At 63.1% G+C, this 22,169-nt stretch carries 20 protein-coding genes; 9 read left to right on the plus strand and 11 right to left on the minus strand.

The annotated features are described in order from the left end of the window. The first annotated feature begins 1 nt into the window (after window position 1). From trpC to glp, 3 genes are all read left to right on the plus strand, one after another. Window positions 2-850 (plus strand): indole-3-glycerol phosphate synthase TrpC, encoded by an 849-nt coding sequence (trpC, locus tag FJ434_RS00670; protein ID WP_140750292.1) that lies wholly within the window; start codon window positions 2-4, stop codon window positions 848-850. A 66-nt stretch (window positions 851-916) separates the two neighbouring features. Next, on the plus strand, window positions 917-1,399 hold the full coding sequence (moaC, locus tag FJ434_RS00675; protein WP_140505531.1) for a cyclic pyranopterin monophosphate synthase MoaC: 483 nt from the start codon (window positions 917-919) through the stop codon (window positions 1,397-1,399). Continuing rightward, window positions 1,399-2,604, plus strand: coding sequence for a gephyrin-like molybdotransferase Glp (gene glp / locus FJ434_RS00680; protein ID WP_140750290.1), 1,206 nt, complete (start codon window positions 1,399-1,401; stop codon window positions 2,602-2,604). The genes moaC and glp overlap by 1 nt, the downstream gene beginning before the upstream one ends. Window positions 2,605-2,649: 45 nt before the next feature. On the opposite strand, the gene FJ434_RS00685 is transcribed toward glp, so the two are convergent. Next, window positions 2,650-3,480, minus strand: coding sequence for an alpha/beta hydrolase (locus FJ434_RS00685; protein WP_140750288.1), 831 nt, complete (start codon window positions 3,478-3,480; stop codon window positions 2,650-2,652). A gap of 166 nt (window positions 3,481-3,646) precedes the next feature. On the opposite strand from FJ434_RS00685, the gene FJ434_RS00690 reads away from it, so the two are divergent. Continuing rightward, entirely contained in the window at window positions 3,647-5,272 is a 1,626-nt protein-coding gene (locus FJ434_RS00690; protein ID WP_140750286.1) for an AMP-binding protein, read from the plus strand. Further along, entirely contained in the window at window positions 5,269-6,105 is an 837-nt protein-coding gene (kynA, locus tag FJ434_RS00695; RefSeq protein ID WP_140750284.1) for a tryptophan 2,3-dioxygenase, read from the plus strand. Before FJ434_RS00690 ends, kynA begins: the two co-directional genes overlap by 4 nt. A gap of 19 nt (window positions 6,106-6,124) precedes the next feature. Here the strand turns inward: kynA and kynU are convergent, their stop codons facing one another. Genes kynU through FJ434_RS00715 form a run of 4 tightly spaced genes read right to left on the minus strand, consistent with a single transcriptional unit; the run spans window position 6,125 to window position 10,160 of the window. Continuing rightward, window positions 6,125-7,372 (minus strand): kynureninase, encoded by a 1,248-nt coding sequence (gene kynU, locus FJ434_RS00700; RefSeq protein WP_140750420.1) that lies wholly within the window; start codon window positions 7,370-7,372, stop codon window positions 6,125-6,127. Between the two features lie 34 nt (window positions 7,373-7,406). Then, complete coding sequence (locus tag FJ434_RS00705) at window positions 7,407-8,330, minus strand: ABC transporter permease (RefSeq protein WP_140750282.1); 924 nt, start codon at window positions 8,328-8,330, stop codon at window positions 7,407-7,409. A 5-nt stretch (window positions 8,331-8,335) separates the two neighbouring features. Further along, entirely contained in the window at window positions 8,336-9,115 is a 780-nt protein-coding gene (locus FJ434_RS00710; protein WP_140750280.1) for an ABC transporter ATP-binding protein, read from the minus strand. A gap of 58 nt (window positions 9,116-9,173) precedes the next feature. Further along, window positions 9,174-10,160: an ABC transporter substrate-binding protein gene (locus FJ434_RS00715; RefSeq protein ID WP_140750278.1), complete on the minus strand. Its 987-nt coding sequence runs from the start codon at window positions 10,158-10,160 to the stop codon at window positions 9,174-9,176. 149 nt (window positions 10,161-10,309) lie between these two features. Here FJ434_RS00715 and FJ434_RS00720 point away from each other — a divergent pair, with 149 nt between their 5' ends. Both FJ434_RS00720 and lexA read left to right on the plus strand, forming a co-directional pair. Next, window positions 10,310-11,083: a GntR family transcriptional regulator gene (locus tag FJ434_RS00720; protein ID WP_140505453.1), complete on the plus strand. Its 774-nt coding sequence runs from the start codon at window positions 10,310-10,312 to the stop codon at window positions 11,081-11,083. 407 nt (window positions 11,084-11,490) lie between these two features. Continuing rightward, window positions 11,491-12,234 carry a transcriptional repressor LexA gene (gene lexA / locus FJ434_RS00725; protein ID WP_140505455.1) on the plus strand — a complete coding sequence of 248 codons (744 nt, stop codon included), beginning with the start codon at window positions 11,491-11,493 and terminating at the stop codon, window positions 12,232-12,234. Here lexA and FJ434_RS00730 read toward each other — a convergent pair. After that, a complete protein-coding gene (locus FJ434_RS00730; RefSeq protein ID WP_140750276.1) occupies window positions 12,228-14,681 on the minus strand; it encodes a ComEC/Rec2 family competence protein in 2,454 nt (817 codons plus the stop codon). The genes lexA and FJ434_RS00730 overlap by 7 nt on opposite strands. Window positions 14,682-14,784: 103 nt before the next feature. On the opposite strand from FJ434_RS00730, the gene gltX reads away from it, so the two are divergent. After that, on the plus strand, window positions 14,785-16,209 hold the full coding sequence (gltX, locus tag FJ434_RS00735) for a glutamate--tRNA ligase (protein ID WP_140750273.1): 1,425 nt from the start codon (window positions 14,785-14,787) through the stop codon (window positions 16,207-16,209). A gap of 182 nt (window positions 16,210-16,391) precedes the next feature. Next, window positions 16,392-17,714: a citrate synthase gene (gltA, locus tag FJ434_RS00740; RefSeq protein ID WP_140505460.1), complete on the plus strand. Its 1,323-nt coding sequence runs from the start codon at window positions 16,392-16,394 to the stop codon at window positions 17,712-17,714. 34 nt (window positions 17,715-17,748) lie between these two features. Here the strand turns inward: gltA and lpxB are convergent, their stop codons facing one another. From lpxB to lpxD, 5 genes are read right to left on the minus strand one after another with little or no spacing between them, the layout of a single operon-like run. Then, entirely contained in the window at window positions 17,749-18,921 is a 1,173-nt protein-coding gene (gene lpxB / locus FJ434_RS00745) for a lipid-A-disaccharide synthase (protein WP_140750271.1), read from the minus strand. After that, the gene (locus FJ434_RS00750) at window positions 18,914-19,828 is read right to left on the minus strand and encodes an LpxI family protein (RefSeq protein ID WP_140750269.1); all 915 of its coding nucleotides are present in this window, start codon (window positions 19,826-19,828) and stop codon (window positions 18,914-18,916) included. The genes lpxB and FJ434_RS00750 overlap by 8 nt, the downstream gene beginning before the upstream one ends. Next, the gene (lpxA, locus tag FJ434_RS00755; RefSeq protein WP_140750267.1) at window positions 19,800-20,633 is read right to left on the minus strand and encodes an acyl-ACP--UDP-N-acetylglucosamine O-acyltransferase; all 834 of its coding nucleotides are present in this window, start codon (window positions 20,631-20,633) and stop codon (window positions 19,800-19,802) included. Before lpxA ends, FJ434_RS00750 begins: the two co-directional genes overlap by 29 nt. A gap of 13 nt (window positions 20,634-20,646) precedes the next feature. Continuing rightward, a complete protein-coding gene (gene fabZ / locus FJ434_RS00760; protein ID WP_015317790.1) occupies window positions 20,647-21,114 on the minus strand; it encodes a 3-hydroxyacyl-ACP dehydratase FabZ in 468 nt (155 codons plus the stop codon). Beyond that, on the minus strand, window positions 21,107-22,162 hold the full coding sequence (gene lpxD / locus FJ434_RS00765) for a UDP-3-O-(3-hydroxymyristoyl)glucosamine N-acyltransferase (protein WP_140750265.1): 1,056 nt from the start codon (window positions 22,160-22,162) through the stop codon (window positions 21,107-21,109). Before lpxD ends, fabZ begins: the two co-directional genes overlap by 8 nt. Window positions 22,163-22,169 lie beyond the last annotated feature (7 nt).

The raw sequence follows: 22,169 nt of genomic DNA on the forward strand, positions 1-22,169 counted from the left end.
CGTGTCTGACATTTTGCGCAAGATCGAAGCCTACAAGCGCGACGAGATAGCCGCCGCCAAGGCACGCCTGCCGCTGGCCGAGATCAAGGCGCGCGCAAAAGACGCCGACGCACCGCGCGGGTTCCTCGCCGCACTCGAAGCGAAGCGCAGATCGGGCGGTTTTGCACTGATCGCCGAGATCAAGAAGGCAAGTCCGTCCGAAGGGTTGATCCGTGCCGATTTCGATCCGCCGAGTCTGGCCAAGGCCTATGAAAAAGGAGGCGCGGCCTGTCTTTCCGTGCTGACCGATGCGCCCTCCTTTCAGGGCGCACCGGAGTTTCTGACCAAGGCGCGAGCCGCCGTGACGCTGCCCGCCCTGCGCAAGGATTTCCTGTTCGACCCCTACCAGGTTCACGAGGCTCGGGCCTGGGGCGCGGACGCCATTTTGATCATCATGGCCAGCGTCGATGACGCCATGGCAAGCGAACTCGAATCGACCGCATTCGAGCTCGGCATGGATGCCCTGATCGAGGTGCACGACGAAGCCGAGACGGAGCGCGCGCTGAAACTGTCATCGCAATTGATCGGCATCAACAACCGCAACCTGCGGACATTCGAGACCAGCCTCGATACGTCGGAGCGGCTGCGGGCGATGGTGCCGGGTGGTCATTTGCTGGTCAGCGAAAGCGGCATCTTCTCGCATGACGATTGTCTTAGACTGCAAAGGACGGACATCGACGCCTTCCTAGTGGGCGAGAGCTTGATGCGCCAACGGGATGTGACCGCTGCAACACGCTCGCTGCTCACGGGCAAGGCGTCCGATGGGTCGGCCCGAAAATCGGAATCGATTTTCGGAGAGCACGATGCATAGAGTCAAAGTGATAGAACGCACTTTGTGCGTCCGAATGGACGCACGTCGTTCTATGGCGATTTGACGATGGCGGCCGGCCTCACTCATCTCGGCGCGCACGGCGAGGCCAACATGGTCGATGTCGGCGACAAGGACGAGACGACGCGCACCGCGATTGCCGAGGGTTTCGTCTCGATGCAGCCAGAGACGTTGAAGACCATCCTTGCCGGCAATGCCAAGAAAGGCGATGTGCTCGGCACCGCGCGCATCGCCGGCATCATGGCGGCGAAGAAGACGCATGAATTGATCCCGCTCTGCCACCCCCTGCTGCTGACCAAGGTTTCCGTCGACATTGAGCCTGATCATGCGCTGCCAGGCCTGAAGGTCACTGCCCTGGCGCGCGTCACCGGCAAGACCGGGGTCGAAATGGAGGCGCTGACCGCTGCGTCCGTGGCCTGCCTGACCATCTACGACATGGCAAAGGCGGTGGACCGCGCCATGGTCATCTCAGGTATCCGGCTGGTCGAAAAAACCGGCGGCAAGTCTGGCGACTACAAGGCAGGTGCCTGATGGCGCTGGTTCCGGTCGCCGAGGCGCTCGAACGCCTGCTTGATGGCGCCGTGCCGCTGGAGGGCGAAAGCGTTCCTCTCATCGAGGCTGTCGATCGTGTGCTGGCGGAACCCGTCGTGGCGCTTCGCACCCAGCCACCTTTCAACGCTTCGGCCATGGACGGTTATGCAGTGCGTGCCGCCGACGTGGCGTCGGTGCCCTCGAAACTCGCGGTGATCGGCATGGCGCCGGCCGGGCGTGGCTTTGACGGTACGGTCGGCCAGGCACAGGCCGTGCGCATCTTCACCGGCGCACCGCTGCCTGATGGCGCCGACACCATCGTCATCCAGGAAAATGTCCGGGATATCGGCGGTGGCAATATCGAGGTGATCGAGCCCACCGCAGAGTGGCGTAACATCCGCCGCATCGGTCTCGATTTTTCCAAGGGCGACGTGCTGCTGGAAAAGGGGCGTGTGCTCGACCCGGCGGCACTGTCGCTGGTGGCATCGGCCAATCATCCCCGAGTGAGCGTGGTGAAACGGCCGCTGGTCGCCATCATCGCTACCGGTGACGAGCTGTTGCCGCCCGGAAGCGAACTCGGGCCTGACCAGATTATTTCGTCCAACGCTTATGGCGTCGCCGCTGCAGCACACTCGGTCGGTGCCCGCGCGCTCGATCTCGGGATCGCCGCCGACCGCAAGGACGCCATAGCCGGCATGGTCAGGAAAGCTGTCGCGGCGAGCGCCGATGTCGTCGTTACGCTGGGCGGCGCCTCGGTCGGCGACCACGACCTGATCCATGACGTGCTGACCGGCGAAGGCATGACGCTCGGCTTCTGGAAGATCGCCATGCGTCCCGGCAAGCCGCTGATGTTCGGACGCCTCGGCGATATCAGATGCATCGGCCTGCCCGGCAACCCGGTGGCAAGCCTGGTCTGCTCGCAATTGTTCCTGAAGCCGCTTCTGGCAAGGCTGGGCGGTCGCGCCTACCGTCAGGACATCCGTCAGGCGCGGCTGGGCACCGCAATGCCCGCCAATGATCTGCGCCAGGATTATGTGCGGGCGGTGGTCAGGGAATACCACGCCAAACTGGTGGCAACGCCGTTCGGTATCCAGGATTCCTCGATGCTGAGGATGCTTGCCGACGCCAACGGGCTGGTCGTGCGCGCGCCTTTTGCCCCTGCATCCGCTGCCGGAGACGTTTGCAGCGTTCTGATGTTGCGCTAAAGAATTCCCATAAATAAGCTGGATAACAAGAAAAAATGATCTCGGCTATTCCGAGATCAAGGTCCGCGTCAACGCATGGGCCGGATCGGCAAGGCCATCGACGACGTCGTAATGATGCCGATCGGGCTCGACCACGGCACTGGTGATGGCGCCAAGCCCGGTCCAGATATTGGCCAGCAATGCATTCTGGCGCAGGAACTCGGAACGCTCCCCACCGCCAGCCCAGCAGGTGATGCGGACACCATCCATGGGCCGCAGCAGTGCCGGGCTTTCCGTCAGCGCCTCATTCTCGTCGATTTTCAGCAGCGTGTTCATGTCCGTGCGCATCAGCGGACGCAAATCATGCAAGCCTGAAATCGAAACGACATGGCGTATACGCCGCGAGACATCGGCCGCCAAAGGCGTCGATGTCGTCACCATGCGGCTGGCAAGATGTCCGCCGGCCGAATGTCCGGTCAGCATCAGTGGTCCCCCGACCATGGCCGCCGCCTTGCCGATCGCCGCCCCGATTTCGCTGACAATGCCGGCGATGCGTATATCGGGGCATTGCGTATAGGACGGCATCGCCACGGCAAAGCCGCTGCCGACCCCGCCACCGGCGAGGTGCGACCACAAGCTCTTGTCGGTCTCCATCCAATAGCCGCCATGGATAAACACCACGAGTCCCCTGGGCGCGACATCGGGAAGGAAAAGGTCGAACCGATTGCGCGGCCCGTCGCCATAGGCGATGTCGAGCCGTACCCGGCCCTGCGCCGACATCACGTCTCGGAATGCTTGCGCGGGTTCCGCCCAGGCGGCCGGCCAACGGTCGCTGCCGGCGATATTGGCGCCGTTGGCGTAGGCATTGTCCCAGTCGGCAATGCGATGGTCGAGCATCGGCACCCTCCCCGAAGCGGCATCGTTTCAACAATAGCAATGGCCGCCGCCACGTCATGCGTCAATGCTCGAGCGAAAAACATTTTAGGCTTGAAACAAATTTCGACTGGTGCAATCCTGCGCTCTGTTCCACCATGGACGTGAGGCAGACAGGGGCAGCCGCAAGATGCTTGGGCCTTCAGCGCATACCGACACGTTCACGCGCGATCATTTGCCGCCGCCCGACCAATGGCCTGACTTCCTGCTCGGCGGCTTTGACTATCCAGAACACCTCAACGCCGGTGTCGAACTGACCGACAGGCTGGTCGAGAAGGGTCTCGGCGACCACACCGCGCTGATCGGCAACGGCCGCCGCCGCACCTACAAGGAACTGTCCGACTGGACGAACCGGCTCGCCCATGCGCTGGTCGAGAATTATGGCGTCAAGCCGGGCAACCGGGTGCTGATACGCTCCGCCAATAACCCGGCAATGGTCGCCTGCTGGCTGGCCGCCACCAAGGTCGGCGCCGTCGTCGTAAACACCATGCCGATGCTGCGCGCCGGTGAACTCACCAAGATCGTCGACAAGGCGGAAATAACGACTGCGCTCTGCGACACCAGGCTGATGGACGAGATGACCGCCTGCGCCAAGGACAGTGCGTTCCTGAAGCAGGTGATCGGCTTCGACGGCACCGCCAACCATGACGCCGAGCTCGACCGCGCCGCCCTCGACAAGCCGGTCACCTTCACCGCCGTCAGCACCGGCCGCGATGACGTCGCCCTGCTCGGCTTCACTTCGGGCACGACAGGCGTGCCGAAGGCGACGATGCATTTCCACCGCGATCTCCTGATCATCGCGGATGCCTACGCCCGTGAAGTCCTGCAGGTGACGCCGGACGACATCTTCGTCGGCTCGCCGCCGCTCGCCTTCACCTTTGGCCTTGGCGGGCTCGCCATATTCCCCCTGCGCTTCGGCGCGGCGGCGACACTGCTGGAACAGGCGACGCCGCCCAACATGGTCCACATCATCGAGACCTACAAAGCGACCATTTCCTTCACCGCGCCGACCGCCTACCGGGCCATGCTGAAGGCCATGGACGAAGGCGCCGATCTGTCATCGCTGCGTGTTGCCGTTTCCGCCGGCGAGACCTTGCCGGCGCCGGTCTTCGAAGAGTGGACACGAAAGACCGGCAAGCCGATCCTCGACGGCATCGGCGCCACCGAAATGCTGCACATCTTCATCTCCAACCGCTTTGACGACAGGAAACCGGCTTCGACCGGCAAGCCGGTCGGCGGCTATGAGGCCCGCATCGTCGACGGCGACATGCACGAGGTGCCGCGTGGCGAGACCGGACGGCTGGCGGTGCGCGGGCCAACCGGCTGCCGCTACATGGCCGATGACAGGCAGAAGGACTATGTGCGCGACGGCTGGAACCTCACCGGCGACACCTTCACGCAGGATGAGGACGGCTTCTTCCACTTCGCCGCGCGTTCCGACGACATGATCGTCAGCGCCGGCTACAATATCGCCGGACCCGAGGTCGAGGCGGCGCTGCTGTCGCATCCCGATGTCGCCGAATGCGCTGTCATCGGCGCCGACGATGGCGAGCGCGGCCAGATCGTCGAGGCGCATGTCGTTCTGGTGCAAGGTGTCTCGCCAGACGCGATGACCGTCAAGCGCCTGCAGGACCACGTCAAGGCAACCATCGCGCCCTATAAATACCCGCGATCGGTCAAATTCATCGCCGCCCTGCCCAAGACCCAGACCGGCAAGATCCAGCGCTTCCGGCTGCGCACGGAGAAAATCAATTGAGCGAGCCCTACGATCCGGCGTCCGAAGGCGCTGAGATGTCGTTCAAGGAACGCATGTCCTACAGCGACTATCTGCAACTGCAGAAAGTGCTCGACGCGCAGGCGCCGCTGTCATCGGCGCATGACGAAATGCTGTTCATCATCCAGCACCAGACATCGGAATTATGGATGAAGCTCGCCTTGCATGAGATCGGTGCAGCGATCCGTTCGATCCGTGCCGATCGGCTCGAGCCGAGCTTCAAGATGCTGTCGCGCGTCGCCCGTATTTTCGAGCAGTTGAACAATGCCTGGGACGTGCTGCGCACGATGACGCCCAGCGAATACACCGAGTTCCGCGATTCGCTCGGCCAGTCCTCGGGTTTCCAATCCTGGCAGTATCGCGCCATCGAGTTCATGGCCGGCAACCGTAACCTCGCCATGCTCGGGCCGCACAAGCACCGGCCGGACCTCAACGCCAAGCTGGAGGCGATCCTGGCCGAGCCGTCGCTCTACGATGAAGCGCTGCTGCTTCTGGCGCGCAACGGCTTCGACATTGGGGCGGACGCAAAGCGCACGGAGTGGCGCGAGACGCGGACGGAAAACGAAGAAGTCCTGGTCGCCTGGCAGACGGTGTACCGCGATCCGCAGCGCTACTGGATCTTCTACGAACTGGCCGAGAAGCTGGTCGATTTCGAGGACTACTTCCGCCGCTGGCGCTTCAACCACGTCACCACAGTGGAACGCATCATCGGCCTGAAGCGTGGCACCGGCGGCACATCGGGCGCCTCCTATCTCAAGAAGATGCTCGAGGTCGTCCTGTTTCCCGAACTCTGGAACGTCCGTACCCGGCTCTGAACCCTTGTTTGACGATTGTTCAGGTCACCGCCGTCTTGACCGCGAAGCGCGCATCCTTCCAGGCGCCGGTGCGCAGGATATCTTCCAGTACGTCGACCGCCTGCCATACATCGGTGTAACCGGCATAGAGCGGCGTGAAGCCGAAGCGGATCGTCGACGGCGCACGGAAATCGCCGATCACGCCGCGCTCGATCAGTGCCCGCATCACCTGATAGCCATTGGGGTGGAGGAATGAAACCTGGCTTCCACGCGCATTGCCGTCGCGCGGGCTTTCCAGCTCCAGGCCGTAGACGCCGCATCTGGTCTCGACGAGCTGGATGAACAGATCGGTGAGCGCGATGCTCTTCTTGCGCACCACCGCCATGTCGACATCGTCCCAAAGGTCCAGTGCCCCCTTCAGCGCCCGCATCGACAAGACAGGCTGCGTGCCGCACAGGAACCGGCGGATGCCGCTGCCGGCCGCGTAACCCTGTTCGAAGGCAAAGGGTCGCGCATGGCCCCACCAACCGCTGAGCGGCTGCCGGACTTTGTCGTGATGACGCTCGGCGGCGTAGATGAAGGCTGGCGACCCCGGGCCGCCATTAAGGTATTTATACGTGCAGCCGATGGCGAAATCGGCGTTGGCGCTGTCGAGCTCGACCGGTAAAGCGCCGGCCGTATGGCAGAGGTCCCAGACGATCAGCGCACCGACCTGATGGGCCTTGCATGTCAGTGCCGCCATGTCGCGCAGCTGGCCGGATTTGTAATTGACATGGTTGACCAGGATGACCGCGACACGCTCGTCGATCAGTTCCTCAATGGTCGGCGCGTCGACGCCCTCGAGCCGCAACACGGTGCCGGGCCGCGTCGAGGCCACGCCTTCGGCCATGTAGAGATCGGTCGGAAAGCTGTCGCCCTCGGCGACGATGACCGAGCGGTCCGGCCGCATGCCGAGTGCGGCATGCAGCACTTTGTAGATGTTGATCGACGTCGTATCGCAGACCACCGTCTGGCCGGCCGCCGCACCGATCAGGCGTCCCAGCTGGTCGCCAAGCGCGACCGGCATGTCGAACCAGCCGGCTGTGTTCCAGGCACGGATCAGGTCCTGCGCCCACTCCTGCGTCGCTGCCTTCTGCAATTCGTCAAAGACGGCCGGCGCCGCGGCCCCGAGCGAATTGCCGTCGAGGTAGATGACGCCTTCCGGCAAGATGAAGCGGTCGCGCATGGCGCGCAGCGGGTCCGCCGCGTCCATGGCTTCGACGGCTGCGAGATCGAGCGTTGCACGCATCATTTGTGACATTCCCTGATTATTCACGCCCTGGTTATTCACGGATAGCTTCGCGTGCTGGCGCCGGCCCGCGGCTGCGCTTGAGACTAGGCAAGGCCAGCATGGCCAGCACGAACAGGCCCGTGGCAAGCTTCAGGTCGGGCGGCGGCATGCCGGCGGCAAGGCAGAACGACACCAGCTGGTAGTAGATGATCGCGCCGGCGAAAGGCGCCAGCAGCTGCCGCCAGACCGTCTGCTTGCCGACGACGGCCTCGCCGATCATCAGCGCGGCAAGGCCGTTGATGAGGATGCCCAGCCCCATATTGACGTCGGCGAATCCCTGCGACTGCACCATCAGCGCGCCGCTTGACGCCGAAAACGCGCTCGCCAGCCCGACACCGCCTATGGTCGCGGCCCAGACATTGATGCCTTGCGCCTCGGCCATGTCAGGATTGGCGCCCACGGCGCGCACGGCCGTGCCCTTCTCGGTCCTGAAGAACATGTAGAGCAGCATGAAGGCGACAAGCGCGAGGAGACCCGCGACGACGATCTTGCTAGCGGGGAAACCTGGCCGCGCGAACGGCACCCAGTCGAACACCGAGGGCGAACCGAAGACGGACAGGTTGGACTTGCCCATGATGCGAAGGTTGATGCTGTAGAGCATCGTCATCATCAGGATGCCCGCAAGCAGCGTGTGGATGCGGAAGCGCAGATGGATGAAGGCGGTGCAGCAGCCCGCAGCGAAGCCGGCGACAAGAGCGGCGGCGATACCCATCAGCGGCGATGCGCCGGCGGCAAGGAGAACGCCGCAGACGCAGCCGCCCAGCGGAAAAGCGCCTTCGCTGGTGAGATCGGGAAAATTCAGCATGCGAAACGGGATCATGATCCCGAGCACGACCAAGGCCAGGATCAGGCTCTGCGCCAGGGTGACCGGCATGATTGCGACGAAGCTGGCGAGAATGTCCTGAACAAAACCCATGGTGATCAGCTCGCCAGCAACATGCGGTCGGTTTTGACGGAGAAATGGCCGATCAGATCGATAACCGTGACCCTCGCCTTCTCCTCGCCGCTAACTTCCAGAAGGACGCGGCCCGCGTCGAGCATGATCACGCGGCTGCCATAGTCGACGGCGTGCTGCATGTTGTGGGTCACCATCATAGTCGTCAGCTTCAGCGCGCTGACGGCGCGCACCGTCGCCTGCATGACAATTTCGGCCGTGCGCGGATCAAGTGCCGCGGTATGCTCGTCGAGCAGCAGCAAGTCAGGCGATCCGCCGACCGCCATGATCAGCGACAAGGATTGCCGCTGCCCGCCCGAGAGCAGGTCGACGCGTGTGTCGAGGCGGTTTTCAAGGCCGAGGCCCAGTATCGACAGGCGTTCCCTGTAGGACGCAAGGCGGGTGGTGTTCAGCCCCGGGCGCAAGGTGCGCTTTTGGCTGCGCAAATCGGCCAGCAGCATGTTTTCCGCAACCGTCATGCTGGCGGCGGTGCCGCGCATCGGGTCCTGGAACACGCGCGCCAGCTTCGCGGCGCGCTTGTGCACCGGCATTGCAGTCACGTCGGCGCCGTTGATCAGGATCTGGCCGGAATCGAGGATCAGGGCGCCGGAAATGGCGTTGAGCATGCTGCTCTTGCCGGCCCCGTTGGAGCCGATGACGATGCCGAACTCTCCCGTGGCCAAGGACAGGCTGAGACCGTCCAGCGCGACCTTCTCGTCGGCCTGGCCCTTGTAGAACACTTTGCGTGCGGATCGAATCTCGAGCATCGTTCCTCCCTGACCTCGGGATGACGGCGCCGACGCCGTCATCCCAGCAGTTCCGATGTTAGTCGACGATGCAGCCGCAATCGGCCATTGAAGCCGGTATCTCGATGCCGAACGCGGCCATCGCCTTGCGCGAGATCGTTGCCATGTGGTCCTTGTAGGCCGGGCGCGACGGCGCGATCGTCTTGGGGTCCTTGCCCTTGAGGATCTCGGCGGCGATGTTGCCGGCGTTGACGCCGACCTGCGTGTAATTGACCGCGAAGCTTGCAGGCACGGTGCCGTTGCGGACCGCACTGTCATCGGAGTTGACGACCGGGATACCGGCCTGGCGGGCGGCCGCGGAGACCGCGGCGATCGCCGGCTGGATCAGGTTCGACGCCGGGCCGTAGATCACGTCGGCCTTGCCGGCGAGCGAAGCGATGCGTTGCTGGATGTCATTGACGTTGTCGATGCCGACCTCCACCACCTCGAAGCCGGCGGCCGGTGCCGCCGCCTTGATCTTTTCGACCAAGGCAACGTCATTGGCCTCACCGGGATTGTAAGGCACGCCGAAGCGCTTGGCGTTCGGCAGCAGCTTCTTGGTGAAGGCCATCACGGCAGCGACGTCCTGCAGATCGCTGGCGCCGGTCATGCCTTCGTCTCCGGCGTCCCATGACGGCACCAGCTTGGCCGCCACCGGATCGGTGACCGCGGCAAAAACGATCGGAATGCCGGAACCGGCAAGCGCTTTCTTGGCGATCTGCGAGACCGGCGTGGTGATGGTGTAGATCAGCTTGGGCTGCTCGGCCTGCAGCTTGGCGATCATCTGCGGCACCAGCGATGCATCGAAATTGGTGTGGCTCTCCGTGTAGACGACGTCCTTGCCCTCGACGAAGCCATTATCCGTCAACGCCTTCTTGAAGCCGGCTATGGCGGCGTTCAATTGCGGATGCTCGCCGAAATTGGCAATGCCGATACGGATCTGATCGGCCGCGGCACTGCCGGCGCTAATCATCAATGCGCCTGCCAGGGCCAAGCCCGACAACCAAGCGGATTTCGATTTCAACATCATTTCCTCCCAGATTTGATCAGGGCCGCTTGGAAACGCGGCTACCACGGCGATCATGGTCGGTCCGCCGGTCGGTGTCAAACATTATATATAATTGTTGCTATGACCCAATATCATATATACTTTCGCCAGACGACGGATTGATCACGATGCGCGATGAAACGAGTTCTACAAAAACGGAAGCCGCCTATCAGCTGTTGCGGCGCGACATCCTGACCACGCGCCTCATGCCGGGCGCCCCGCTCAAACTGAGTGCCCTGCGCGGCACCTATGGCGTCGGCTGGACGCCGTTGCGCGAAGCCTTGTCGCGGCTAGAGGCCGAACGCCTTGTCACCGCCATCAGCAATCGTGGTTTTACGGTCGCTCCGGTATCGCGGGCCGAACTGGAGGACCTGGCACGCGCCAGGATGGTGGTCGAGATACCCCTGTTCCTCGAATCGATGGAAAAAGGCGGCAAGGAGTGGGAGGATGCCGTTGTCACCGCCCACTACCGGCTCTCCCGTTGCAAGACCGCGGTCGACGATCCTTCGGATGCGGCCGTCGATAAATGGGACGAGAACCACGAAGCTTTCCATGCGGCGCTGCTGAGCGCGGCGACTTCCAATTGGCTCATGCGATTCCGCTCGACCATCGCCGATCAGCTGCGACGGCATCATCGTTTTCTCGGCCTGGCGCCGACATTGCGGGCCGCGGCTGGCCTGAAGGACGGTTATGAAGAGGCAATGGAGGCATTGTGCGAAGCGATTGCGATCGAACACCATACAGCGATCATGGAAGCTGCACTCGATCGTGACGTCGAGCGGGCCAAGGCGCTGATGACGGCGCATATCGGCTATACCCTGCACGTCTATGTCCATAGCGAAGACAGCGGCGCGACCAAATACGCCGCCCGCGCCGGCAGCTTGCAAGCGGGTTCCGGGTGACTTCAATGCTTGCGCGACGCCTATTGGCATGCGCTGGCCGGAGTGGGCCAAACGCCTGGGTCCATCGCCGCCCCTAAGCTACCAATCGTTGGCGTTTTGGTTTCGTTTCGTTCCGCGAATAATGGATCCATAAATTGTACAATCCACCCGCGAAGAGCCCTCCGAAAGACTGATGCCAAGGCCCATCAGTGGATAGGCCACAGGCCATTAACCAAAACGATTTCAATGCCGGCCGATCGTGGAAAGGATCGGCCTCAGTCCGCTGTCGCGGCAAAAAACTTCAGACGCGTTAACAAATTCATTAAACTTTAAACGGTTGCGGAACACAACTGGAACGGATAGTGTTTGTTCTGGGTTTGTTTTTTCGATTCTGGTCAGACCTTTCGTTCAATGCCTTGGGGGCCGCCATGCTGACACGCAAGCAACATGAACTGCTGATGTTCATCCACGAACGGCTCAAGGAAAGCGGGATACCGCCCTCCTTCGACGAAATGAAGGAAGCGCTCGATCTTGCCTCCAAATCGGGCATCCATCGCCTGATCACGGCGCTGGAGGAACGCGGCTTTATTCGCCGGCTACCCAATCGGGCGCGCGCGCTGGAAGTGCTGCGGCTGCCGGACTCGATCGCGCCGGGCCTCAATGCGGCAAAGAAGTTCTCGCCAAGCGTCATCCAGGGCAGCCTTGGCCAAGGCAGTCTCGGCCGCCAGATCAGGCCGGCGACGGCGCCTTCCCGCCTGGCCGCGGCCGGCAACGACGATGATGCAGTTTCAGCCGTGTCCATCCCGGTCATGGGTCGTATCGCCGCCGGTGTGCCGATCGATGCCATCCAGCATCAGACGCATTCGATTTCGGTGCCGCCGGACATGATCATGGGCGGCGAGCACTATGCGCTGGAAGTCAAGGGCGACTCGATGATCGAGGCCGGTATCTTCGACGGCGACACGGTCATCATCCGCAATGCCGATACAGCAAGTCCGGGCGAAATCATCGTGGCGCTGGTCGACGAGGAGGAAGCAACGCTGAAGCGGTTCCGCCGCAAGGGCGCCTCGATCGCGCTCGAAGCCGCCAATCCAGCCTACGAAACACGCATCTTCGGACCGGATCGGGTCAAGGTGCAGGGCAAGCTCGTCGGGCTGATCAGGCGCTACTGAACTGGCTTGCCATCGGGCTTGTCGGCCTTTTTATAGGGGGCCAGCCCCCTCGCCTCGCGTGAGAATTTTCGCTGCTCGTGCCAGGGCCGGTATGGTCCGACGACGGCGAATTCGATCTCAGCCGGCGTCGTGGCCGATTGGGGATCGAAGAAAACGGCGGCACTCCCCTTGCGGGCGAGCTGGCGTTTGGTGACGACGAGAACCAGCGGATTATGACAGGCGTCATAGGCGGTCGCGTCATTGACGACGATCAGGTCGGCGAAGGCGCAGGCCTTCCAGGTGTTCTTGCGATCCTCGACATAGGCGATGATCGCGCCGGAAGGGTGCCTGGCAAGGCACAGGCCTTCGCGGCAATAGAACGGCGATCCCAGCGGCAGGTCGGTGGGAGTGGCAAGATCGAATTGCCCGTCCGTCTCCTCGAACATTTCCGGTAGGACGATTGTTTCGGAGATCAGAGCGCGTTTCCAATTGTCGGCTGCGAATTCGTTCGGACGTTCCCGGTTGACGGCCAGTTCGCCATTGCCGATCGACAGAGCCACCAGCCGCGCATCTTCCGAGATCAGCACATCGGGCGCGCGCGTGTGCGACACAGTCAACAGACCGGCAAGCGCGAATGGCACCGCCGTGAGCCGGAGCCACGTCGTCGCCATCGTCGCGATGACCAACGCGACGGTGACCAGCAGCACGGATTGCTGCGAAATCAGCCCGACTCCATCGACCGGAGAGCGCTCCGATATCCACGCCGATATGGCGATCATCGCTGTCAGGCCCTTGCCCATGAGGTAGAGAGCCGGCCAATCCAACCCGAACGGCATCAGCAACGCGCTGGCGACGGCCAGGAACATCACGATCGACACGATCGGCATGACGGCCAGATTGGCGAACAGGCTGAGCGGCGACACCCGCTGGAAATGCCAGATGGCAAACAGTGCCGTCGCGCTGCCGGCGATGATGGACGTCATGGCCAATCCACCTGTCGCCAAGAGGAATTTTCGCGTCAGAAACCCGGGTAGGGATCGCTTTGGCGGCGGAGGCCTCGTCTTTCCCGCATGGTGGTCGGCCCAGCCGGCATAGGCGCCAACCAAGGCTGCGGTTGCCGCGAACGACATCTGGAAACTCGGGCCGACGACCTCGTGCGGCGAAACCAGGATAACGGCGATCGCCGAGATCGCCAGATTGCGCATGGTCAGCGCCGCGCGATCGAACAAGACGGCGATCAGCATCACCGCCAGCATGATGAAGCTGCGTTCGGCCGCGACGACGACGCCCGAAATGACGAGATAGGCGGCGATCGAAAACAGTGCGGCGGCGGCGGCGTATTTCTTCACCGGCCGGCGCGCGGAAAACCCTGGAAACAGTGCGAAGGCGCCGCGCAGCAGACCCATGATGGTGCCGGCCACCAGCGCCATATGCAGACCTGAAATCGAGATGATGTGATAGATGCCGGTGCGCCGCATCGCTTCGTTGATTTCATCGGGAATGCCGGCCCGCACGCCGACGATCAGCGCCGCCGCGATCTCGCCTTCGGCGCCGCCAATGCTGCCCCTGATGTGGTCGGCGATGGCTTCGCGGGCATTTTCGATGCCTGAAAACACGCGTGCCGGCAGCGGCATCTCACCGGCTTCGGCGGAGATGACCGTTGGATTGCCGAGAAAGAAGCCGCTGCCGCCGATGCCGGCGAAATAGCTGTCGAAGGAGAAGTCGTAGCTGTCCGGCCGCACCGGGCCGGTCGGCGGCAGCAGTTTGGCATAGCCTGTGACAAGCGAGCCGGCGGTCATTTCGGGCGGTATCTTGCGTGCCGAAAGCCGGACCCTTTCAGGCGCGTAGCGCAGTTTCGGCCGGGCGGTCGAAATCACGTCCATGGTCAGCCGGATGCGGCCGCTCTCCATCTCCTCGAGCGAGATCACGCGGCCGGTCAGTTGCGTCGAGATTTCCGAGCCCAGCATCCGGGTTCCGGCTCGCCATGTTTCGACCTTCGCCGCAAGCAGGCCAAGCACACACAAAAGCAGTGCCATGAAACACAGATGGGTTTTCGGCCAGGAGCGCGAGACGAACGCACATACCGCCGCCAGAACCACGACCGCGACAGGCTTTGCAAAATCGGGCTCGGACGCCAGCGAAAAGTAGCAGATCGCCCCAACGGCCAGGCAGACCGGCACCAGCAGGAAGGCGATGCCCCGGTCGAGTTCCAGCTCCGCCGCCTTGGCCACGCCGTGACGCAGGCGAGGAAAGGATATCGGGCCGATTTGCCGGCGCACGCGCACAATTCTGCGTGCGGCAGGAGATGGAGTTGGCGCTGGGCTATCCGCCTGCAGCAGCTGGGTTGCGGGCGCAGCCACGAGCGGCGATGGCAGCGGGATCGCAGGAGGCGTCGCAAACAGGGATCGCTCGCTGACGCCGACAATGGCGCCCTCGCCCCGATCCGAGCCCCGGCCTCGTCCAGTCATCGGGTCTGCCCCTTGCGCCCTCGACACCCTATGCTACATGAACGCGCGACGCGCGAAAGTCCGCGCACTCCGCACTCAGCTTCAGACGTTTTCCGAGAGTTCCATGCCCGACAAGGTCATCACCCGTTTTGCTCCCTCGCCGACCGGCTATCTGCATATCGGCGGCGCGCGCACGGCGCTGTTCAACTGGCTCTATGCCAAGCACACCGGCGGCACGATGCTGCTGCGCATCGAGGACACCGATCGCGAGCGTTCGACCGATGCAGCCACATCGGCCATTCTGGACGGCCTGACCTGGCTCGGCCTGTCATGGGACGGTGACGCGGTCTCCCAATTCGAGCGCGTGCCGCGCCACCGGGAGGTGGCCGAGGAGCTGGTGCGCCTGGGCAAGGCCTATTACAGCTACGAGACTTCAGCCGAGCTCGAGGCAATGCGCGAGGCAGCACGCGCCAAGGGCCTGCCACCACGCTACAACGGCCACTGGCGTGACCGCGCCCCGTCGGAGGCACCCGCCGGCGTCAAGGGTGCCATCCGCATCAAGGCACCGACCGAGGGCGAGACGGTGGTGCAGGACCGGGTCCAGGGCGAGGTGCGCTTCCCCAACAAGGATCTCGACGATTTCATCATCCTGCGTTCGGACGGCAACCCGACCTATATGCATGCCGTCGTCGTCGATGACCACGACATGGGCATCACCCATATCATCCGTGGCGACGATCACCTGACCAATGCCGCACGCCAGACCGTGATCTACAACGCCATGGGCTGGGACGTGCCGTCGATGTCGCACATCCCGCTGATCCATGGCGCCGACGGCGCCAAGCTGTCGAAACGCCATGGCGCGCTGGGCGTCGAGGCCTACCGCGCCATGGGCTATCTGCCCGAGGCGCTGCTGAACTACTTGGCGCGCCTGGGCTGGAGCCATGGCGACGACGAGATCATGTCGATCAAGGACATGATCTCCTGGTTCGATATCGGCGACGTCAACAAGGGCGCGGCGCGCTTCGACTTCGCCAAGCTCGAGGCGCTGAACGGCGTCCATATGCGCCGCATGGCCGACACCGAATTGTTCGACATTTTCATCGCCACCTTGCCCTATCTGGAGGGTGGCCCGGCGATGGCGGCGCGCCTCGACGAGAAGAACAAGGCGCAGTTGCTGGCAGCACTTCCGGGCCTGAAGGAGCGCGCCAAGACGCTGGTCGAGCTCGTCGACGGCGCCGGCTTCCTGTTTGCCGCGCGACCGCTGCCGATCGACGACAAGGCGGCACTCGTACTCAATGACGATGCCCGCAAGATCCTGCGCGGCGCTCACGAAGCTTTGAACGCGCTGTCCGGCGACTGGACAGCCGCCACGGCCGAGGCCGCGATCCGTGACTATGCGCTGGCTGGCGGCCATAAGCTCGGCGCCGTGGCCCAGCCGCTGCGGGCTGCCTTGACCGGCAAGAGCACGTCACCAGGCGTTTTCGATGTGCTGGCCGTGCTGGGGCGTGAGGAAAGCCTGGCGCGCATAGCGGATCAAATCGATTAGCAGCAAACTGGCCTAAGAAGATTGGCATTGAAAGGCGCGTTTCGCAGTGCAACATTAGGCTTGGCCCAATCTGGCACGCAACTCCTAGAATGCGGTGGCGAATACGCGCATTGCGGTGATTTCGACGTGTCGCTCTGCGGAATTTGCCTTTGCCGGCATGAGGAAACAAGAAGGAGTTTGCAATGACCGAAGCTGCGACAAAACTGGATGTGGGCGGCCAGGAGGCCACTGCAACGCTGCAATTCGCCGGCAAGACTCACGAATTCAAGGTGCGAAGCGGCTCGGTCGGACCTGACGTCATCGACATCGCCTCGCTCTACAGCACCACCGGCGCCTTCACCTATGACCCCGGCTTCACCTCTACGGCAAGCTGCGAGTCGGAGATCACCTTCATCGATGGTGATGCCGGCATTCTCCTGCATCGGGGCTACCCGATCGACCAGTTGGCCGAACACGGCGACTTCCTCGAGGTCTGTTACCTCCTGCTCTACGGCGAACTGCCGACCAAGGCGCAGAAGGACGATTTCGATTATCGCGTGACGCGCCACACCATGGTGCACGAGCAGATGTCGCGCTTCTTCACCGGCTTCCGCCGCGACGCGCACCCGATGGCGGTGATGTGCGGCGTGGTTGGCGCGCTGTCGGCCTTCTATCACGACTCGACCGACATCTCCGACCCATACCAGCGCATGGTTGCGTCCATGCGCCTGATCGCCAAAATGCCGACGATCGCAGCCATGGCCTACAAGTACCACATCGGCCAGCCCTTTATTTATCCGAAGAACGAGCTGAATTTCGCCGCCAACTTCCTGCACATGTGCTTTGCCGTGCCGTGCGAGGAATACAAGATCAATCCGGTGCTGGCGCGCGCCATGGAGCGCATCTTCATCCTGCACGCCGATCATGAGCAGAACGCTTCAACCTCGACCGTTCGTCTCGCCGGCTCTTCGGGCGCCAACCCCTTCGCCTGCATTGCCGCCGGCATCGCTTGCCTATGGGGCCCGGCCCATGGCGGCGCCAATGAAGCGGCGCTCAACATGCTGGGCGAGATCGGCCATGTCGATCACATCCCGGAATTCATCGCCCGCGCCAAGGACAAGAACGATCCGTTCCGGCTGATGGGCTTTGGCCATCGCGTCTACAAGAACTACGATCCGCGTGCCAAGATCATGCAGAAGACGGCGCATGAGGTTTTGGGCGAACTCGGCATCAAGGACGATCCGCTGCTCGACATCGCGATGGAACTGGAAAAGATCGCGCTGACCGATCCCTATTTCATCGAGAAGAAGCTCTACCCGAACGTCGACTTCTACTCCGGCATTACGCTGAAGGCGCTGGGCTTCCCCACCACCATGTTCACCGTGCTGTTCGCGGTCGCCCGCACGGTCGGCTGGATCGCGCAGTGGAAGGAAATGATCGAGGATCCGCGCCAGAAGATCGGCCGCCCGCGCCAGCTCTACACCGGCGCGCCGGAGCGCGACTACGTGCCGATCGCCAAGCGCTGAGCGGTGCCGGGCTGATGACCGAAAAAGGCGTCCGTCAGGGCGCCTTTTTCATATGACGCAGGACCACGCCCGCGGCGATCTCACCGGACGGCTTGTCCGTTGCCATGCGCCCTGAAATCTCGGCAAACCCGTCTTTCTGCCAGGCGCGCATACCACTGTCGGCCAACAGCGCTTCAAGCTGGCGCGCAAGATTGTTCGGTTTGACGTACTCGTTATAGAATTCCGGGATCAACGCGCGATCCGAGATCAGGTTGGGAAGCAGCGCCGACCAGACGGAAACGAGATACGGCGCGACGACGCGTGCAACCGGGTCGAGCCGATAGCAAGAGATCATCGGCACCCCGGACAACGCCAGTTCCAGGGACACCGTGCCGGACGCGATCAACGCGGCGTCGGCCTTGCCGAAGGCCTGCCATTTGCGCTCGGGCTCAAGGATAATCTCGGGTTTCTCGTCCCAGCGCGTGACCGCGGACCGCACGGTATCCGCGACATGTGGCACCGTCGGCAGCATCAGCCGGAGCCGATGCCCGCGGGCCCGCAACATCGACACGGTCTCGCCGAACGGCTCGAGCAGCCGCCGCACCTCGCCGCGCCGCGAGCCGGGCAGGACGAGCAGCGTCTTCACGCGGTCTGGTGATAGATCACGCGGCTGGCCTTGAGCCTTTGCCGCCGAGAGCACACCCGCGTCGTGGGTCAGACGGTGCCCGACATAGGTGCCGGGCGGACCACCCAGCCGATCGAGCTCCTTCACCTCAAACGGCAGGATGCACAGAATGTGGTCGACATAGGGCTTCATTGCCACCGCCCTGCCCGGCCGCCATGCCCAGACGCTCGGGCAGACATAGTGGACGATCGGGATCGACGGGTTGGCCGCGCGCACTTTTTTGGCGACGCGCAGCGAAAAATCGGGACTGTCGATGGTGACGAGGCAATCGGGCTTGGCGTCCGCAACCATACCCGCCAGCTGGCCGATCCGCCGGATCAGGCGCGGCAGGTCACGCAAGACGGCGCTGAACCCCATCAGCGCGACCTCGCCGGCGTCGAACGGCGAAACCAGCCCAAGCGCCTGCAGGTGGCGGCCGCCGAGTCCAACGAGCTGCACCTCGCGCCCTGTCATCTGGCGGAGCGACCGGACGATGTCGGCGCCAAGGAGGTCGCCTGACTCCTCGCCCGCGACGATCGCGATCTTCAGCGCCCTGTCAGCCATGTCCGGACTCCGCTGCGGCAAGGCCGACGATGAACAGCCCAAGCTCATTGGCACGCGAGAGAGTTGCGGGGCCTTCGAGGATCAGGGAGCGTCCCGCTTCGACGGCAATGCCGGCAAGGCCGGCCCCATGCGCTGCTTCTACCGTCTGTGGTCCCATGGAAGGAAGATCCGCCCGCAACTCCTGGCCAGGCTTGGCGCATTTGACCAGAACGCCGCGCGTCTTGCCGGCGATACGGCCGTGGCCGCGCAGCAGCCTGGCGCGGTCCAGCAATCCGGCCGTGCCCTCGATGCCTTCAAGCGCAATGGTCCGGCCGCCGACCGCGATCGCCGCCTGGCCGATATCCAGCGCCCCAATGGCCTTTGCCGCCGCAAAACCCGCCTCAATGTCGCGCCAGTCCGATTTCAGAGGCTTAGCCCTGGTCAACACCCCTTCGGCGGCGACAAGGTTCGGCACGATCTCGTGGGCACCCACGACCTTAATCCCCCTGGCCTCGAGCCCGCGCGCCACCACCTTGAGCAGCCCGTCATCGCCACGCGCCAACGCCATGACAACAAGGGGCACCACGGCGAGCAGGCTAAGGCTTGGTCGCAGATGTGCCAGCCTTGGCCTGCGCTTTATCTCGCCGGCAAGTACCAGATGGGTAATCCGGTTGCGCTTGAGCAGCGGAACGAGCGATCCTATCGCCTCCAGGGCAAGGGTATCATGCTCGTACCGGCACAACTCCGCCAAGCGGTCAGCCTCACCGTCCATGAGCACGATGAAGGGCGCATGACTCTGTTCGGCCAAACCGGCAGCGACTTCGACCGGAAGGCTGCCGCCGCCGGCGATGATGCCGACCCTGGCACCAGGCGGGAGATCAACACCAGCCGCGGCTGTCTCAGCCTTCGTCATCGGAATCGTCGCCATCGCCGCCCTTGAGCGATGGCACCGCATAGTGCCGCTTGCCGCGACTGATGATGAAGTCGATGATCTTCATTGCGGTCGGCGACGAGGCGAACTCCGCCTTGGCGAACTCGATGTTCTCGCCGACAGTGCGGGAGCGGTCGAAGATCGTCTTGTAGGCCTTGCGCAGCAAATAGATTTCGGAACGCGGCAGACCGGCGCGCTTGAGACCGATGATGTTCAAGCCGCGCAAGCTGGCGCGGTTACCGACCGCGATGGCGTAGGGAATGACATCACCAACAAAAGCCGAGCATCCGCCAAGAAAGGCGTTGTCGCCTACACGCACGAATTGATGAACGGCGCTAAGGCCGCCGATATAGACATTGTTGCCGATCTCGCAGTGGCCGCCCAATGTCGCCCCATTGGCGAAGGTGGCGTTGTTGCCGACGGCGCAATCATGGGCGATATGGGCGTAGGCGAGGAAATTGCCATTGTCGCCCACCGTCGTTTCGCCGCGGCTGGTGTCGGTGCCGACATGCATGGTCACGCCTTCGCGGATGGTGCAGTTGGCGCCGATGACGAGTGTGGTGCGGCCGCCCTTGTGCTTGGTGTTCTGCGGCGGTCCGCCCAGGATCGCCATCGGATAGACCTTGGTCGACGCTCCGACAGTGGTCGCGCCCATGACCGAGACATGGCTAACCAGTTCGACACCGTCACCGATCACAGCATCGGCGCTGATATGGCAGAATGGCCCAATGCGCACACCGTGGCCGATTTGGGCGCCTTCTTCCACGACGGAGGAAGGATGGATTGACGTGTTGATTTTCATAGGCACTCGATCGTCAGTCGCCGGTGACCATCATGGCTGAAATCTCGGCCTCGGCCGCCTTGGTACCTTCGACCAGGGCTTCGCAGGCGAATTTGAGCAGATTGCCGCGCTTCTTGATTTTCTTGACGTGGATCTTCAACTGGTCGCCGGGAACGACCGGTTTGCGGAATTTGGCGTTGTCGATGGTCAGGAAATAGACCAATGACGGCTTCGACGCCCCGAGGCTGCGGATACAAATGGCGCCCGCCGTCTGCGCCATGGCCTCGACGATCAGCACACCCGGCATCACCGGCTGCTCCGGGAAATGACCCTGAAAATGCGGCTCGTTTATGGTCACGTTCTTGATGCCGATGGCGGAGTCGTCGCCATCGATGTCGACGATGCGGTCGATCATGAGGAAGGGGTAACGGTGCGGCAGGAGCTTCATAAGCCCCAATATGTCGACCGCTTCCAGCGTTGTCGCCGCCACCATGTCAGCCATTGTCCTTGCCCTGCTTGCGTGCCCTGGCCATCGTGCGCAACATGGCTATCTCTCGCATGGCTTCCGCCATCGGCTGCGCCGGATAGCCACCCCATATCTCGCCGGCGGGAACATTGCTCATAAATCCACTTCTGGCGGCAAGCTTGGCACCTGTACCAATCGTCAGATGATCCGCAAGCCCGACGCCGCCGCCCATGGTGACATTGTCCCCCACCACCACGGAACCGGAAATACCCGAAAGCCCGGCTACTATGCAATTGCGACCGATGCGGACGTTATGGGCGATCTGCACGAGATTGTCGATCTTGGTGCCTTGCCCGATGATCGTATCGGACATGGCGCCGCGATCGACGGTGGAATTGGAGCCGATCTCGACATCGTCCTGGATGATGACCCGTCCGATCTGTGGAACACGTTCGGGACCCTTGGCGCCGCCGACAAAGCCAAAACCGTCCTGTCCAATCCTGGCGCCACCATGGATGATGACCCGATTGCCGATCAATGCGTACTGGATACTGGCGCCCGGGCCGACATAGCCGTCACGGCCAATCTGGCAGGACTGTCCGATGACGGCGTTTGGCGCAATGACGGTGCCGCCGCCGATCGAGACGCCTGGCCCGATGACCACGCCGGCTTCGATGACAGCGCCGGCTTCGACATGCGCTGTCGGATCGACGTGGGCATGGGGCGAAACACCGGTTTCACCGGTCATCGGCCCCGGCGTAGCGGCCGTGGGGAACAGCAGCCGACCGACCAGGGCGAATGCCTGTTGCGGCCGCGGATGGATCAGGACGGCGACGGTAGCCGGCGCCTTGTTTGCGAATTCCGCCGGACACAGGACCGCTGCCGCCCGCAGCGACGGCATCAGCGCCGAATTGCGCCTGCCGTCCACGAAAACGAGCGCGTTGGCCCCGCCTTCATTGGCTGGCGCCAACGCTTCGATCGAAACGTCGGATTGGCCGGAATCGACGAGCACCGAGCCAGTCAGATTCGCGACTTCGGCCGCCGTATACCGGCGTGATGGCGCGAAGAACACCGGATCGGTCATTCCAGAA

Source organism: Mesorhizobium sp. B2-5-13 (genome assembly GCF_006440535.1).
Classification (GTDB): Bacteria; Pseudomonadota; Alphaproteobacteria; order Rhizobiales; family Rhizobiaceae; genus Mesorhizobium; species Mesorhizobium salmacidum.